The organism is Streptomyces sp. IBSNAI002, from assembly GCF_052244475.1.
GTDB lineage: Bacteria > Actinomycetota > Actinomycetes > Streptomycetales > Streptomycetaceae > Streptomyces.
Genome location: NZ_JBQPXG010000002.1, coordinates 1,754,461 through 1,769,392 on the forward strand (window position 1 = coordinate 1,754,461; position 14,932 = coordinate 1,769,392).

At 71.5% G+C, this 14,932-nt stretch carries 13 protein-coding genes; all 13 read right to left on the reverse strand.

Annotated elements, in window-relative coordinates; translation table 11 throughout:
- Window positions 1-213 precede the first annotated feature (213 nt).
- The gene (locus ACTVZO_RS08570; RefSeq protein ID WP_443297814.1) at window positions 214-1,656 is read right to left on the reverse strand and encodes a GuaB1 family IMP dehydrogenase-related protein; all 1,443 of its coding nucleotides are present in this window, start codon (window positions 1,654-1,656) and stop codon (window positions 214-216) included.
- Between the two features lie 146 nt (window positions 1,657-1,802).
- Window positions 1,803-2,942 carry an XdhC family protein gene (locus ACTVZO_RS08575; protein ID WP_443297815.1) on the reverse strand — a complete coding sequence of 380 codons (1,140 nt, stop codon included), beginning with the start codon at window positions 2,940-2,942 and terminating at the stop codon, window positions 1,803-1,805.
- On the reverse strand, window positions 2,942-4,264 hold the full coding sequence (locus ACTVZO_RS08580; protein WP_443297816.1) for an IS701 family transposase: 1,323 nt from the start codon (window positions 4,262-4,264) through the stop codon (window positions 2,942-2,944). Before ACTVZO_RS08580 ends, ACTVZO_RS08575 begins: the two co-directional genes overlap by 1 nt.
- 73 nt (window positions 4,265-4,337) lie before the next feature.
- Complete coding sequence (locus ACTVZO_RS08585) at window positions 4,338-4,982, reverse strand: TMEM175 family protein (protein WP_443297817.1); 645 nt, start codon at window positions 4,980-4,982, stop codon at window positions 4,338-4,340.
- A 118-nt stretch (window positions 4,983-5,100) separates the two neighbouring features.
- Window positions 5,101-5,442: a nuclear transport factor 2 family protein gene (locus ACTVZO_RS08590; RefSeq protein ID WP_443297818.1), complete on the reverse strand. Its 342-nt coding sequence runs from the start codon at window positions 5,440-5,442 to the stop codon at window positions 5,101-5,103.
- Window positions 5,443-5,457: 15 nt separating this feature from the next.
- Complete coding sequence (locus tag ACTVZO_RS08595) at window positions 5,458-6,972, reverse strand: ATP-binding protein (RefSeq protein WP_443297819.1); 1,515 nt, start codon at window positions 6,970-6,972, stop codon at window positions 5,458-5,460.
- Entirely contained in the window at window positions 6,969-8,228 is a 1,260-nt protein-coding gene (locus tag ACTVZO_RS08600; protein ID WP_443297820.1) for an MFS transporter, read from the reverse strand. Before ACTVZO_RS08600 ends, ACTVZO_RS08595 begins: the two co-directional genes overlap by 4 nt.
- Window positions 8,229-8,280: 52 nt before the next feature.
- Window positions 8,281-9,102 carry an FAD binding domain-containing protein gene (locus ACTVZO_RS08605; RefSeq protein ID WP_443297821.1) on the reverse strand — a complete coding sequence of 274 codons (822 nt, stop codon included), beginning with the start codon at window positions 9,100-9,102 and terminating at the stop codon, window positions 8,281-8,283.
- Entirely contained in the window at window positions 9,099-11,504 is a 2,406-nt protein-coding gene (locus tag ACTVZO_RS08610) for a xanthine dehydrogenase family protein molybdopterin-binding subunit (RefSeq protein ID WP_443297822.1), read from the reverse strand. Before ACTVZO_RS08610 ends, ACTVZO_RS08605 begins: the two co-directional genes overlap by 4 nt.
- 5 nt (window positions 11,505-11,509) lie before the next feature.
- Complete coding sequence (locus ACTVZO_RS08615) at window positions 11,510-12,022, reverse strand: (2Fe-2S)-binding protein (protein WP_443303090.1); 513 nt, start codon at window positions 12,020-12,022, stop codon at window positions 11,510-11,512.
- On the reverse strand, window positions 12,019-12,633 hold the full coding sequence (locus ACTVZO_RS08620) for an NADPH-dependent F420 reductase (protein ID WP_443297823.1): 615 nt from the start codon (window positions 12,631-12,633) through the stop codon (window positions 12,019-12,021). Before ACTVZO_RS08620 ends, ACTVZO_RS08615 begins: the two co-directional genes overlap by 4 nt.
- Window positions 12,634-12,669: 36 nt before the next feature.
- On the reverse strand, window positions 12,670-14,154 hold the full coding sequence (locus ACTVZO_RS08625) for an aldehyde dehydrogenase family protein (protein WP_443297824.1): 1,485 nt from the start codon (window positions 14,152-14,154) through the stop codon (window positions 12,670-12,672).
- A gap of 33 nt (window positions 14,155-14,187) precedes the next feature.
- Window positions 14,188-14,928 (reverse strand): type 1 glutamine amidotransferase domain-containing protein, encoded by a 741-nt coding sequence (locus ACTVZO_RS08630; protein ID WP_443297825.1) that lies wholly within the window; start codon window positions 14,926-14,928, stop codon window positions 14,188-14,190.
- Between the last annotated feature and the right edge of the window lie 4 nt (window positions 14,929-14,932).

Consider the following 14,932-nt stretch of genomic DNA (forward strand, 5'->3'; position numbering starts at 1 on the left):
CTGCCCCTTCCGGGTCGGTGACCTGAGCGTGACGGAGCCGTGCCGTGGAGTTATCCGCCGCTTGGCGTATCCCGACGGCCCGGTCGCCGACCGGTCGAACGGCACGCCGAACGGTCCCCCGGGGCCGCCCCCGCCGCGGCCCCCGGCCCGCCGCGGGGTACGCCGCAGCCCCCGGTCACCGTGTGACCGGGGGCTGCGGGAAGACCAGCGGTACTAGCTCCAGCTGGCGTGGAGCGGCTTGCCCTCCGCGTAGCCCGCGGCGGACTGGACCCCGATCACGGCCTTCTCCTCGAACTCCGCGAGGGACCCGGCACCGGCGTAGGTGCACGAGGAGCGCACGCCCGCGATGATCGAGTCGATCAGGTCCTCGACGCCCGGACGCGCCGGGTCCAGGAACATCCGCGAGGTGGAGATGCCCTCCTCGAAGAGGCCCTTGCGCGCACGGTCGTACGCCGACTCCTCGCTCGTGCGGTTCTGCACCGCACGGGCGGACGCCATGCCGAAGGACTCCTTGTAGAAGCGCCCGTCGGCGGACTGCTGCAGGTCGCCCGGGGACTCGTACGTACCGGCGAACCAGGAACCGATCATGACGTTCGACGCACCGGCGGCCAGCGCCATCGCCACGTCACGCGGGTGGCGGACACCGCCGTCGGCCCACACGTGCTTGCCGTACTTCTTGGCCTCCGCCGCGCACTCCAGCACCGCGGAGAACTGCGGGCGGCCCACGCCGGTCATCATGCGGGTGGTGCACATGGCGCCGGGGCCCACACCGACCTTGATGATGTCCGCGCCGGCCTCGATGAGGTCCTTGACGCCCTCGGCGGCGACGATGTTGCCGGCCACGATCGGGACCTGCGGGTCCAGCGCGCGGACGGCCTTGATCGCGTTGATCATCGACTCCTGGTGGCCGTGCGCCGTGTCGATGACGAGCGTGTCCACGCCCGCGTCGAGCAGCTGCTTGGCCTTGGCCGCGAAGTCGCCGTTGATGCCGACGGCGGCCGCGATGCGCAGCTTGCCGTCGGCGTCGGTGGCCGGGGTGTACAGGGTCGCGCGCAGCGCGCCCTTGCGGGTGAGGATGCCGACGAGCCTGCCGTCCTTGTCGACGGCCGGGGCCAGCTTGCGGTGGCCCGCGTCGAGCTTGTTGAAGGCCTCGCGGGGGTCGATGTCGGCGTCGATGAGCAGCAGCTCCTTCGACATGACCTCGGAGAGCTGGGTGAAGCGGTCCACGCCGGTGAGGTCGTGGTCGGTGACGACGCCGACCGGGCGGCCCTCGCCGTCGACGACGACGCCCGCGCCGTGGGCGCGCTTGGGCAGCAGGGACAGCGCGTCGGCGACGGTCTGGGTGGGCGCCAGCGTGATCGGGGTGTCGAGCACGAGGTGGCGGGTCTTGACCCAGGAGATGACGTCGGTGACGATCTCGATCGGGATGTCCTGCGGGATGACGACGATGCCGCCGCGGCGGGCGACCGTCTCGGCCATCCGGCGGCCGGCGATGGCGGTCATGTTCGCCACGACGAGCGGAATGGTGGTGCCGGTGCCGTCGGGGGCGGAGAGGTCGACGCCCTGACGGGAACCGACCGCGGAGCGGCTCGGCACCATGAACACATCGTCGTACGTCAGGTCGTACGGCGGCTTCTGGTCATTGAGGAAACGCACGTGCTGAACATCCCAGTCGATCGAAGGATCCTTCTATGGCCTCGACAGGGCAGCCGAGGAAACGCACGTACTTCATTCTCCCATGACCTGGGGTTTACACCGCCCGGGCCGATCGTCCAGGACATTCCGGGCCCTCTGGTCGTTTCCTACGGGACCTTGGTCCTGCGGTGGTGGATCGGCCGACGGCCCGCGACCAGCGGGAGGGCCGATCCGCCGTGCCGGACGGCCGTGAACTCGGCGGCGATGGCCAGGGCGGTCTCCTCGGGGGTCGCCCCGCCCAGGTCGAGGCCGATCGGGGAGCGCAGCCGGGCCAGCGCCTGCGGCGGCACCCCTTCGGCGCGCAGCCGCTCCACCCGTTCGGCGTGGGTGCGCCGCGATCCCATGGCTCCGACGTAGGTGAGCGGCAGCCGCAGGGCGAGGGACAGCAGCGGTACGTCGAACTTGGCGTCGTGGGTCAGGACGCAGACGGCGGTACGGGAGTCCAGCCGGCCCGCGTCCCATTCGGCGGCCAGGTGCCGGTGCGGCCAGTCGACGATCACCTCGTCGGCCCCGGGGAAGCGGGCGGGGGTCGCGAAGACGGGCCGGGCGTCGCACACCGTGACGCGGTGTCCGAGGAAGGAGCCCATCCGGGCGAGGGCGGCGGCGAAGTCGATGGCCCCGTAGACGATCAGCCGGGGCGGTTCGGCGGCCGATTCGACCAGCAGGGTGAGCGGCTCCCCGCACAGTCCGCCCGCCGTGCCCAGTTCGGCGGTGCCGGTGCGCCCGGCGAGCAGCAGGGCGCGTACCCGGTCGGCCGCCGCCCGGTCCAGGGCCGCGCCGCCGCCCAGCCCGCCCTCGTACGATCCGTCGGCGTGGACGGCGAGGGCCCGGCCGAGCTGCGGCGGCGGGCCGGAGACCACCCGGGCCAGTGCGGCCCGGGTCCCGCCGGCGGCGGCGTCGAGCACCGAGCCGAGGACCGGCCGGACGGGATCGCCGCCGCGGACCGGGGTGACCAGGACGTCGAGGACTCCCCCGCAGGTGAGGCCCACGGCGAAGGCGTCGTCGTCGCTGTATCCGAAGCGGTGCACACCGCCTTCGCCGGACTCGATGGCGCCGAGGCACAGTTCGTGGACGGCGGATTCCACGCAGCCGCCGGAGATCGAGCCGAGGGCGGTGCCCCGGTCGTCGACGGCGAGCGAGGCACCCGGTCCGCGCGGGGCGCTCCCGCTGACGGCCACCACGGTGGCCAGGGCGAATTCCCGGCGCGCGGCACACCACGCGCGTAGCTCGTCGGCTATGTCGAGCATCAGCGGATGTACTCGCGTCTGGGGGTCTGCCCGGGGATCAGCGGTCGCGGCGGCAGGACGGCGGGTGGCCGGGCCGCCAAGGGGGGCCGGGTGGCGCCGGTGCGGGCGGGGCCGGCGAAGTCCCCGAGGCTCCGGCCGGCGGGGCCCGTGTCGGACAGGCGGTCGCGCGAGGCACCGAGGAGCCTGGCCGCGTGGGCCACGCTCGCGAGGGTGGCGTGGTGGTGCCAGCCCCGGAAGGAGCGGCCCTCGAAGTCGCGGATGCCGACGGGTTCGCAGGTCTCGGTGAAGTCGAGGGAGACCCGGTCGGTGAGCTTGGCGAGCAGGAACAGCTGGGCGAGCGGCCGGTCGCCGATGTTGGTGATCCAGAACTCCGAGGGCAGCAGGGCGGCTTCGGTCCAGGCGCCGAGCAGCAGCAGCGGGGTGGTGGGCGCGGGTGCGGGCCGGTCCTCGCTGGGGGTGGCGAAGATGGAGGCCGAGGTCAGCAGGGTCACCGCACCCTCGGCCCGGCCGTGCCGGGTCCATTCGACGACGCGGCGCTGGGAGCGCAGCGAGTCGATGAGCTCGCGGGCGGGCGCGGTGTGCGGGCCCGGTTTGTGCCGGCCGGCGCCGCCGAAGGAGACGGGCAGGGAGCCGTCGACTTTGAACACGAAGGGGATGTCCTGGTGGGCGAAGGACTCGATGCTCTGCGGGAGGTCGCTGTTGGCGACCTCCATCACGACGGGCCGGCGCTGGAGTTGCCAGGTGGCGGCCATCCGCTGGACGGCGTGTACGGCGTCCTGGGCGGGGGTGAGCGAGCGGGCCGTGTCGGGGATTCCGGCCCTTCGGCGGCGCAGGAGTTCGCTGGTCCAGGGACCGGGGAGGGTGAGGGTCCACTCGACCGGGAAGCTGGCCTCGCTGGACGCGAGCCAGATCCCGCTGGCCTGCTGGCAGTTGGCGGTCCGGCCGAGCTGCGGGACGAACTGCCGGCCGACGCCGACCGAGCGGTCGCCCGCCTTCTCTATGACCATGGGCTGGAGCACCCAGGCCAGCGGGCGCTGTGCGGTGCGCTCGAGGTGCTGCGCGAGGGAGCGGCGGACCGGGGTCCAGTCCCAGGGGGACTTGCTGATGAACTGCTGGAGGCTCTGCTCTACGGAACTGGCTCCGGTTCCGGCGATGTTGCGGATTGTTTTCTTCCCTTTGGTCCGCACGAGGCCGTTCAGATAAACGCGGGCCCAGTTTCGCTGGTCCCGCCGGGGTAAGGACTCGAAGAGAAGAGAGATCAGGACATCGATCAATTCGAAGATTTCCTTCGTGGATTCCTCCGGCAGCACTACGCGAGCCATCTGGGCCTCCCCCGCGACCAGACTAGATCCATTACCCTACTTGACCGCGGAGAACGGCCGTAGGCCCCGGCGGCTACTTCCTGAGGTCGCTGGCAGAATCGAGCCGCTCTTCCTCTACCACGAGAGGGATGGGGATCTGGTTCGCCGCATAGTAGATCGCGATCAGAAAGTGCGCGACGAGCGTGAGCGGTGCGGAGTAGAACGCCAGGAGGACCGTCAACGGGTAGGCGATGGCACCGAGGCCGAATCGCACGCGGGTCGCCCGGGCGCCGTCCTTGTCGACCTGCTCGTGGAAGAGGTGCCCGACCCGGGTGACGTACCACCAGAACGCCAGGAACGCCAAGGCGTAGGCCACGGTGACGAGGCTGTAGAGCACGGCGGCGGGGCTCGCGGAGCCGTCCGCCATGAGGTGCTCGGCGAGGACGTTGGTGGTGTAGGGAATCACCGATACCACCATGAGCACCAGGAGATTCAGGAACAACAGCGGCCGGTCGACCCGCCTGAGGTGACTGAAGATGGTGTGGTGATTCACCCACATCACGCCGATGATGAGGAAGCTCACCACATACGCGGCGTAATGCGGCCACTGTTCCCGGACTCCGTGCCAGAACTCGGATCCCGTTCCTTCCGGAACTTTCAATTCCAAGACGAGGATCGTAATGATGATGGCAAATACGCCATCACTGAATGCCTCGATCCGTCCGGTTTCGCGCTCCATGGCCTCCCCTTCGCCACTGCGTGCATATATCTACTTGCATATATCTACGGCGTGCCACACATGCGGGGAGGGCGTACGTGTAACGCCCTCCCCGCACACGCTACCCAGATTTCCGCGGTCAGCCTCCGAAACCGGCCGTCTGCCGCCAGATTCGGCCATCGCGGACCACAAGTGTCCCGAACGCGTGCTCCGGTTCGCCGTTCAAGCTCATGATCGCCCGGTAGAAGATGGTGTCGTCCGTCTCGATGTACTCCTGGAGTTCCACCAGGGTGGGCTTCACCGTGAGGTAGCCGGTGAAGGTCTCGCGGACGGCGTCGATGCCGACCGAGACGCCCTCGAAGCGCAACAGCACCGCGTCGTCGGTGTAGTTCTTCATGACCGCCTCGATGTCCAGGGCGGCCAGCGCGTCCATCTGGCGCACGAACACCGGGTGCAGTTTGGAGATGTCGTACTTGGCCATGTCGACTCCGTTCGTTCAACTGGTGGAGGTGGGCACTTCGGGTGTTGCGGCAGGTGGGGCGCAGGACTGGGCGCTGCCGGCGAAGGGCAGCCGGACCGCCATCCGGGTCTCGCCCGGACGCGAACGGGCCGTGATGGACCCGTGGTGGCGCTGGGTCACGATGCGGTAGCTGAGGTGCAGCCCCAGGCCCGTGCCCTTGCCCACGTCCTTGGTGGTGTAGAAGGGTTCGAAGATCCGCGGCAGGGATTGCGCGGGGATGCCGCGGCCCGTGTCGGTGATCTCCACGACCATGCAGACGCCCTCGGACCGGGCGCGCAGGGTGAGGACGCCGGAGCCCTCCATGGCCTCGGCGGCGTTGTCGACCAGGTTGGTCCACACCTGGTTCAACTCGCTCGGATAGCCCGTCAGTTCGGGCAGGCCCGGTTCGTACTCCCGCACGATACTGATCCCGGAGAGCTTGGCACGCAGCACGACCAGCGTGTTCTCCAGTCCGTCGGTGACGCGGAAGCGCTGCTCGGGTGCGCGGTCGAGATTGGCGTAATCCCGGGTCGCGGAGACGAGTTGGGAGATCCGCGGACCGGCCGCCCGGAGCTCCGCGGCCAGCGAGCGGATCTCCAGCAGGGCCGCCAGGTGGTCGAGGGCGGCCGGCAGGGACGGCTCGCCGACGCCCTCCAGCCGCTCCAGCAGCCAGCCGAGCTCCAGCCCGAGGTCCGAGACCCCCGAGCCGAGCAGGCCGGGCCGCTCGGTGCCGGCCTCCTCCGCCCAGTCGGCGATCTCCTCCTCGGCGTCGGCCTGGGCCAGCGGGTCGGTGGTCACCGGTGGCGGCAGCTTGTCCAGTTCGTCCGCCAGCCGGTCGAACACGGAGCGCTCCGCGCCGGTGGCGGCCGCGCCCCAGGCCTGGGCGGTGCGGGTGAGCCGGTCCAGGGCGGGGGCCAGCTCCTGCGCGGCCCGGGCCACCGCCGCCGCCGGGTTGTTCAGCTCGTGGGCCAGGCCGGCGGCCAGGGTGCCGAGCGCCTCCACGGTGGCCCGTTTGCGGGCCTGCACCTCGGAGGACTTGATCCGCCAGGCCAGCACGGGGATCAGTACGGCGGCCACCCCGTGGCAGCGGGTCAGCATCTCGAAGAAGACCGGCTTCGAGTAGGCCACGACGGTGGTCGCGGGCCCGCTCGCGGCCGCGGTGGCCACATAGGCGCCCTCGGTGAGCAGGGGCAGTTCGCCCGTGAACCGGTGGGCGGCCGACGGTTTGCCGTCGTGGTCCTCGGCGGCGGCGCTCTCCTCCTCGGTGGAGTGGCGCGTGAGCACCTCCTCCCGTCCGTCGACGACCTTCGTGACGACCAGCCCGCCCGAGAGCAGGACGTGGAAGCCGGTCGCCTCCTCACCGTCCCGGAAGAGGACCTCCCCGTCGGCGAGGATCCGCGGCTCGGACACCGACACCAGCCAGTCCAGCTGCTCCTCGGTGATTCCGGCGAAGATCTCCAGCCCGTGCAGGGCGGACCGCAGCTCCGCCGGGTCCGTGCCGACTGCGCTCACGCGGCCCTCCCTCCGGTCCGGGTACGGGCGGCCAGCCGCAGGGTGACCACCAGGGCCAGTGCGCACACCGCGGCGACGGCGGCCATGAAGCCGACCGAGGTGCGGTGCAGCCCGTGGATGTTGGTGAGCATCCCCGCGAGGACCGCCGGCACGCTCATCGCCAGGTACGCGAACACGTAGACGGCAGCGGTCAGTTCGCCTCGGTGCGCCGGGTCGGCGAGCCCGCTCAGCGCCCGGAAGGAGCCGAGGAAGGCGGCGCCCCAGCCGCTGCCCAGCACGGCGGTGGCCACCAGGAACACGGCGGCCGAGCCGAGGCCGAGCGAGAGCAGCACCAGGCCGAGTCCGGCGAGCAGTCCGCACAGCCCGAGCACGGCCGTGCGCAGGGCCTCGGTGCGGCCCAGCATCAGCTGGGCCACGGTGGCCGCGCCCGCGAGGAGCGCGACCGTGCCGCCGCCGACCAGGTAGTTGGTGGACTCCAGGAGCGAGAGCGCCAGGTGCGGGCCGAGCGAGAGGTAGAACCCGCCCACCGACCAGACCGCGATGATGGTCAGGATCAGGACGGCGAAGGTGCGGCGGGAGCCGGCGGGCACGTGGATCCGGTGCGGGACCACCCGGAAGCGGCCCCCCGCGCCGGGAGCGCTCTCGCGCATCCGGACCACGCCCACCAGGGTCAGGGCGAAGGCCCCGATCAGCAGCAGGTAGCTCAGGACGGTCGGTGCGGGCGCGAACTGGACGAGGAGCCCCGCCCCGATCCCGCCGAGCCCGATCCCCACGGTCGGCCCGGCACTGTTGACCTGGGCGCCGAGCGCGGGCCGGGAGGCGGGGCTGAGCTCCAGCAGGGCCGCGCCCATCGCCCCGGTGGCCAGGCCCACGGCGAGGCCCTGTACCGCGCGGGCCGCGAGCAGCAGCCCCAGCCCCTGGGCCCCGGCGAACAGTCCCATCGAGACGATCGCCAGGACCAGCCCGGCGGCCAGGACGGGGCGCCGGCCGAGGGTGTCGGACAGCGACCCGAAGAGCAGGAGCCCGGCGAGCACGGTGACCGCGTACAGGGCGAAGACCACCGTGATGGTGCCGGAGGACAGCGCCCACTTCTCCTGGTAGAGCACGTAGAGGGCGGAGGGGACCGAGGAGGAGAGCATGAGCAGGACGAGGACCGCGCCCACCAGCCAGAAGCCGGAGCCTCTGGGTGTGCCGGCCACTGCCGGTGCGGCTGGGCGCACGCTGACCCCCGCGGTCGTCTTCGATGTGTCGGCCACTGCTCGTTCAACTCCCCCGTGATGGGCCCCCGGGAGGGCCCGTGACGTGCGGTCAGGCGAGGGCCTGCGCCCTGGCCAGTGCGCGGGCCGTGAGGACCCCCGCGAGATGGCCGAGGTACTCGGCCGAGGTGCCGCGCCCGGGGACGAACAGCTCCCGGGGCTCGGCGCGGAAGGCGGCGAGGACGGCGTCCGTGGTGTACGGGCCTGCGCCCAGCCGGTCTTCGACCCCGCGCAGGCGCAGGGGGCGTGCGGTGGCTCCGGTGACGGCGATGCGCGGCCCGCCGTGCGTGACCCGTACGGCGGTGGCGCACACCGGGTAGCGGGTGGCCCGGTCGGCGGTCTTCTCGAAGGCGCCGGCCCGGCCCGTGTCGGGCACCAGCAGGGCGGTGACGACCGTGCCCGCGGCCGGGGCGCCGGCCGCGAACTCCTCGGCCGGTACGGTCGACAGCCCGCCGGGACCGGCCAGTTCGACCAGGGCGTCGGCCGCGATGGCGGCCACCGGCAGGTCGGTGGCCCGGCCGTCGGCGGCGAGGTTGCCGCCGACGGTGCCGAGGTTGCGGACCTGGGGGTCGCCGTTGGCCCGGGCCGCGGCGGCCAGTTCCGGTGCCCCGGCGCGGACCAGCGGGTCCGCGGAGAGCTCGGCCAGGGTGGTGAGGGCCCCGATCCGCAGGCCCCCGGGGCCGCGGGCGATGCCCCGCAGCTCCTCGATCCGGCGGATGTCGACGAGCAGCCGGGCCCGGCCGGCCCCGGTGCGCAGGTCGGGCAGCAGGCTCTGCCCGCCGGCCAGCACCCGGGCGCCGGGCGTTCCGGCCAGCAGGGTCAGCGCCTCTTCGAGGCCCACGGGCCGGACGTAGTCGAACTCGGTGAGGATCACTGGGCTTCCCCTCTCAGGCGGCGCCAGACCTTCTCGGGGGTGAGCGGCATGTCGATGTGCCGGACGCCCAGGTCGGAGAGCGCGTCGACGACGGCGTTGACCACGGCCGCGGCGGGCGGGACGGTGGCGATCTCGCCGGCGCCCTTGGCGCCGAGCGGGTTGTGCGGGCTGGGGGTGACCGTCTTGTCGAGGGAGAAGAACGGCACGTCGGCCGCGCGCGGCAGGGCGTAGTGGCCCAGGTCGGAGCTGATGAGCAGCCCGTTCTCGTCGTATTCGGCGGCCTCCATGAGGGCCTGGCCGAGGCCGTGCACGATGCTGCCCTCGATCTGGCCGAGGACCACCTTCGGGTTGCCGATGTTCCCGGCGTCGTCGACGGCGGTGTAGGCCACCACCTCGGTCTCGCCGGTCAGTTCGTCGATCTCGACGACCGCGACGTGCGTCCCGAAGGGGTAGTTGAAGTCCGGCGGGTCGAAGTGGGTGGTCTCGTCGAGGGCGGGCTCGATCTCCGGGGGCAGGCCCCAGCCGTACCACATGGCCATCGCCAGTTCGGCGAAGGTCTTGGTGTTGGCCTCGTTGCCCTCCTCGTAGACCTTGCCGCCGGCGTAGACGACCTTGTCCTCGGGGATGTCCAGGAAGACGGCGCCGGCCTTGACCAGCTTGCTCTTGATCTTCCGGGCGGTGAGCGCCACGGCGGGCGCGGCCATGCTGTAGGAGCGGGAGCCGTAGGTGCCCTGCCCGTACGGGGCCTTGAGCGTGTCCCCCTCGTAGACCTGGACCTGGGCCGGGTCGATGCCGAGCTCCTCGGCGGCGACCTGGGCGAAGACCGTGCCGTGGCTCTGGCCGGTGGAGGCGGAGCCGACGGTGACGGTGACCTCGCCGGTCGGGTGGACGCGGATGTTCGCGCTCTCCCAGGTGCCGCCCAGCATGCCCTCCTTGGACATCCGGGTGGAGGGGCCGACTCCGCAGATCGCCACGTAGGTGGCGAGTCCCACGCCGAGCCGCTTGCCGCGGGTGCGGGCCTCGGCCTTGCGGGCGGGCATGTCGGCGTAGCCCGACAGTTCGATCGCCCGGTCGAAGTTCAGCTGGTAGTTCCCGGAGTCGTAGGTCCAGCCGAGGCCGTTGTCGTACGGGAACTTCTCCTTGGGCACCAGGTTCCTGCGCCGTACGGCCGCCGGGTCCATGCCGATCTCGGAGGCGTACCGGTCGACGAGGCGCTCCATCAGGAACGCGGCCTCGGCACGCCCGCTGCCGCGCTGGGCGCCGAGCGAGACGGTGTTGGTGAAGGCGGCGTAGACCTCGCAGAACGCGGCGTCGATGTCGTACATGCCGCTGATGGAGCGGCCCATGAGGGCGGTGGCCACACCGGGGCCGATCGTCGACGGGTAGGCGCCGAGGTTGGCGTAACTGGTGCAGCGCACGGCGGTGATGCGGCCGTCGCGGGTGCCGGCGAGGGTGACGTGCTGGCGGTGGTCGCGGCCCTGGACGGTGGAGTTCATCAGTCCGGTGCGGGTGTCCACCCACTTCACGGGGCGGCCGAGCGCCTTGGACAGCAGCAGGACCAGCGGCATGTCGGGGTACAGGTACCCCTTGGTGCCGAAGCTGCCGCCGACGGTCGGGGCGATCACCCGGAGCTTGTTGAAGGGGATGCCGAGGACCAGCGCGGAGAGCAGGAAGCGGTGGTTGTGCGGGCCCTGGGTGGAGGCGTAGAGCGTGTACTCGCCGGTGGCGGCGTTGTAGTCGCCGACCGCTCCGCGGGGCTCGATGGGGCTGTTGATGGTGCGCTGGTTGACGAGGTCGAGCTCGACGGTGACCTCGGCCTCGGCGATGGCCGCGTCGGTGCGGTCCTTGTCGCCGCAGGTCCAGTACGCGTTCAGGTTGCCCGGGACGGCCTCGTGCAGCTGGGGCGCGCCGTCGGCGAGCGCTTCGTCGGCCCGGGTGACCACGGGCAGCGGCTCGTACTCGACCGCGATGGCGGCCAGCGCGGCCGCGGCCTGGCGCGGGGTCTCGGCGACGACCACCGCGATGGGGTCGCCGACGTGGCGGACGGCGTCGCCGGTGAGGACCGGGCGGGCACCGGGAAGTCCGTACGGGTGGGGCGGGAAGTGGCTCTCGACCCCGCCGGGTATCCAGATGCAGGGCAGCGGCATCACGTCGGTGAAGTCGGCCGCGGTGGCCACCTTCAGCACGCCGGGCAGCTGCTCGGCGGCCTTGGTCTCGATGGAGAGGATCTTCGCGTGGGCCACCGGGCTGCCGAGGATCGCCATGTGGGCGGTGCCGGGCAGGTCGATGTCCGCGACGTACGTGGCCTCGCCGCGCAGCAGCTGCGGGTCCTCGCGGCTGTCGAGCGGCCGGCCGAGGACGCCGTTGCCGGGGAGGGAGGTCTCCCCCGTCACTGTGGTCATGTCCCTCACGCCTCCTGTCCGGCAGCGGTGGATGCGGAGGAGCCGGCGGGGGCCTCGGCGCGGGCGGCGGCGCAGGCGCGCTGCACGCCGCGTACGACGCTGTGGTAGCCGGTGCAGCGGCAGAGGTTGCCGGTGAGCCATTCGCGGATCTCGGGTTCGGTGGGGGCCTCGGCGCCGGCGGTGTTGTCGACGAGCTCGCCCAGCGCCATGACCATGCCCGGGGTGCAGAACCCGCACTGGGTGCCGTGCTCCTGGCGCAGCGCCTCCTGGAGGCCGGTCAGTTCCCCGCCGGGGGTGGTGACGCCCTCGATGGTGGCCACTTCGGATCCGGCGGCGGACGCCGTGAGGACCAGGCAGCTCTTGACGGACCGGCCGTCGAGCCGGACGACGCAGGAGCCGCACTGGCCGGTGTCGCAGCCGACCTTGGTGCCGGTCAGTCCGAGGCCGTCGCGGAGCCGTTCCACGAGCAGTTCGTTCGGCTGCGCCGAGAACTGCTCGGGTCTTCCGTTCACGTTCAGTGTGATATCCATGCCAGCGCCTGCGCTTCCGTGAGCGGCCGGTTGAAGAGGGGCCCGCCGGGCTGCTGGAGAATTCCTCCGGAGTGCAGCGGGCCGGTGTCCACGGGCGCGAATCCCAGATCCGTGATGATTCCCGCGACGATTTCCTTCGCTTTCCCGTCGTCGCCCGCCGTGTAATGCGCCAGGCGCTCACCGGATGCTGTACCGGCGACGGCGAGGGTTTCGAAGTGCATGGTGTTCAGGGATTTCACGACCTGGGCGCCGGGATACCACTCGGCGACCAGGTCGCTGGAGCCGCGCCCGCCGAGGTCGGCGGGATCACCGGGGCCGGTGAACGCGTTGGTGGCGTCCACCAGCACCTTGTCCTGCACCACGTGCGGGGGGAGGAGCCCGCGCACGCTGTCGAACGGCACCATCAGCACCAGGAGTTCGGCCTGCCCGGCGGCCTTGGCGGGGTGCGCCGCCGAGGCCGCCGGTCCCAGTCCGGCCACGAGCGGGCCGAGGGTCTGCGGGCCCCGGGCGTTGGCGAGCACGACCTCGTGGCCCGCCGCCACCAGGATCCGTGCGAGGACCGTGCCGATCCGTCCGGTGCCGATGATGCCTGTCCGCATTGACGCTCCTCAGTTGCCGGTCTCGGTCGAGCGGGGTCAGTCCATGCCGATCCAGACCGACTTGGTCTGGGTGTAGCTCTCGAGGGATTCGGGCCCGCACTCGCGCCCGAATCCGGAGGCCTTGTAGCCGCCGTAGGGCACCGAGGGGTCGTACTGGTTGTAGCAGTTGACCCAGACCGTGCCGGCCTTGATCTGCGAGGCGACCCGGTGGGCGCGGCGCAGGTCCTTGGTGTGGACTCCGGCGGCGAGGCCGTACGCGCTGTCGTTGGCGATGCGCACGGCGTCCTCCTCCGTGTCGAAGGGGATGATCGACAGGACGGGTCCGAAGATCTCCTCCTGGGCGATGCGCATCCCGTTGTCGACGCCGGTGAAGATGGTCGGGAGGAAGTACAGGCCCTCGCTGGATGCGCCCTCGGGTGTCCAGCCGGTGCCGCCGGTGCGCAGGACGGCGCCTTCCTTCTCGCCCACCTCGATGTAGGAGCTGACCTTGTCGAACTGGCCGCGGTGGGCGAGCGGCCCGAAGAGCGTGGCCGGGTCGCGCGGGTCGCCGGGCCGCAGGGCGGCGGCCCGGCGGACGAGGCGTTCGACCATCTCGTCGTGGATGGGCCGGTGCAGGAGGAGGCGGGAGCCGGCGGTGCAGATCTCGCCCTTGTTGTAGTAGATGCCGAAGAAGGCGAGCTCCTCGGCGGCGTCGAGATCGGCGTCGGCGAAGACGATGTTGGCCGACTTGCCGCCGAGTTCCATCGTCACCTTCTTCAGGGTGCCGGCCGCCTTGCGGATGATGGACTGGCCGACCGCGGTGGAGCCGGTGAAGGCGATCTTGTCGATGTCCGGGTGGCCGGTGAGGGTCTCCCCCAGTTCCACGCCGGGACCGGTGACGACGTTCAGCACGCCGTCGGGGATCTCCGCCTCCTGGAAGAGCTCGGCGATCTTCAGGGCGGTGAGCGGGGTGGCCGGGGAGGGCTTGTGGACGACCGTGTTGCCCGCCGCGAGCGCCGGTGCGATCTTCGTCATCGACAGCAGCAGCGGGAAGTTGAACGGGGTGATGGCGCAGACCACGCCGAGCGGTTCGCGCAGGGTGTAGGCCAGCTGGCCGCCGGCCGGGGCCCGCGAGGAGCCGTCGACACGGGTCACCGCGCCGGCGTAGTAGTGCATGAGCTGGGCGGCCATGGGGGCGTCGACCGTGCTGGAGAAGGCGAACGGCTTGCCCATGTCCACGGTCTCCAGCAGGGCGATCTCCTCCAGGTCGCGCTCGATGAGCTCACCGACCCGGTTCAGCCGCAGCGCACGTTCCTGAGCGGAGAGTCTGCTCCACGGACCTTCTTCGTACGCCTTGCGGGCCGCGGCGACGGCCGCGTCCGCGTCGGCGGCGGTGGCCTGGGCCACCGGCACGATCTCCTGGCCGTCCACGGGGCTGATGTCCGGTTCGGTACGGCCGTCCTGGGCGGGGACCCATGTGCCGCCGATGAACAGTTTCCCGGGGTTGGCCAAGGGCTGGTCGCTGAGCGCGCGCTTGGTCATGGCTGCCTTCCGGTGTCGGATGCGGGGGCTGTGCTAGCCCTTCGCGAGCTGGGTTAAGAACGTCTCCGCGAGGGCCTTGGAGGAGTACGGGTTCTGGCCGGTGGTCAGCTTGCGGTCCACGACCACGTGCGAGTCCCAGATCGCTTCGGCCTTCTCGTAGCGGGCGCCGAGCCGGGTGAGCTCGACCTCGAGGATCAGCGGGAGCCGGCCGGCCATGTTCGTGACGAGCTCCTCGGCGTGCGAGAAGGCCGTCATCCGGTAGCCCTCGAAGGGCCAGCGGCCTTCGCCGTCGCGCAGCGCGAGGAACGAGGTGTGGCCGTGGCATACGGTGGCGAGCGGCTTGTCCTGGGCGATGACCCAGCGCAGGATCTGCGCGAGCTCGTCGGACTTGGGCAGGTCGCCGATCGCGCCGTGGCCGCCGCTGACGTACACGCCGTCGTAGTCGGCGATGTCCTTCTCGGTCAGGGACTCCAGCGCGAGGGGGGACGCGAGCCGCGGGGTGTTCTCGATGACCCGGACGTACTCGGCCGCGTTGGCCTCGTCCTCGTTCGGGGAGCCCTGCGGGCGGACCCACTGGAGGAACTGGGGGTCGATGCTCGTCTGGTCGACGGTCGGCGCCCGCCCCCCGATCGTCGCCACGTCCACGGTGTGGCCGGCTGCGTTGAAGAGCTGATAGGGAACGACGAATTCCTCGGCCCAGAATCCCGAGGGGTGCTGTTCGCCGTCCAGCAGATGGAGCGTGGCCTTGGCCGTCATGACGACGAGAATCTTCATGATT

Coding starts and splice junctions, on each gene's coding strand:
- ACTVZO_RS08575 (WP_443297815.1), bottom strand. CDS start 2,942: ATGCTCGACATAGCCGACGAGCTACGCGCGTGGTGTGCCGCGCGCCGG.
- ACTVZO_RS08580 (WP_443297816.1), bottom strand. CDS start 4,264: ATGGCTCGCGTAGTGCTGCCGGAGGAATCCACGAAGGAAATCTTCGAA.
- ACTVZO_RS08585 (WP_443297817.1), bottom strand. CDS start 4,982: ATGGAGCGCGAAACCGGACGGATCGAGGCATTCAGTGATGGCGTATTT.
- ACTVZO_RS08590 (WP_443297818.1), bottom strand. CDS start 5,442: ATGGCCAAGTACGACATCTCCAAACTGCACCCGGTGTTCGTGCGCCAG.
- ACTVZO_RS08610 (WP_443297822.1), bottom strand. CDS start 11,504: ATGACCACAGTGACGGGGGAGACCTCCCTCCCCGGCAACGGCGTCCTC.
- ACTVZO_RS08620 (WP_443297823.1), bottom strand. CDS start 12,633: ATGCGGACAGGCATCATCGGCACCGGACGGATCGGCACGGTCCTCGCA.
- ACTVZO_RS08625 (WP_443297824.1), bottom strand. CDS start 14,154: ATGACCAAGCGCGCGCTCAGCGACCAGCCCTTGGCCAACCCCGGGAAA.
- ACTVZO_RS08630 (WP_443297825.1), bottom strand. CDS start 14,928: ATGAAGATTCTCGTCGTCATGACGGCCAAGGCCACGCTCCATCTGCTG.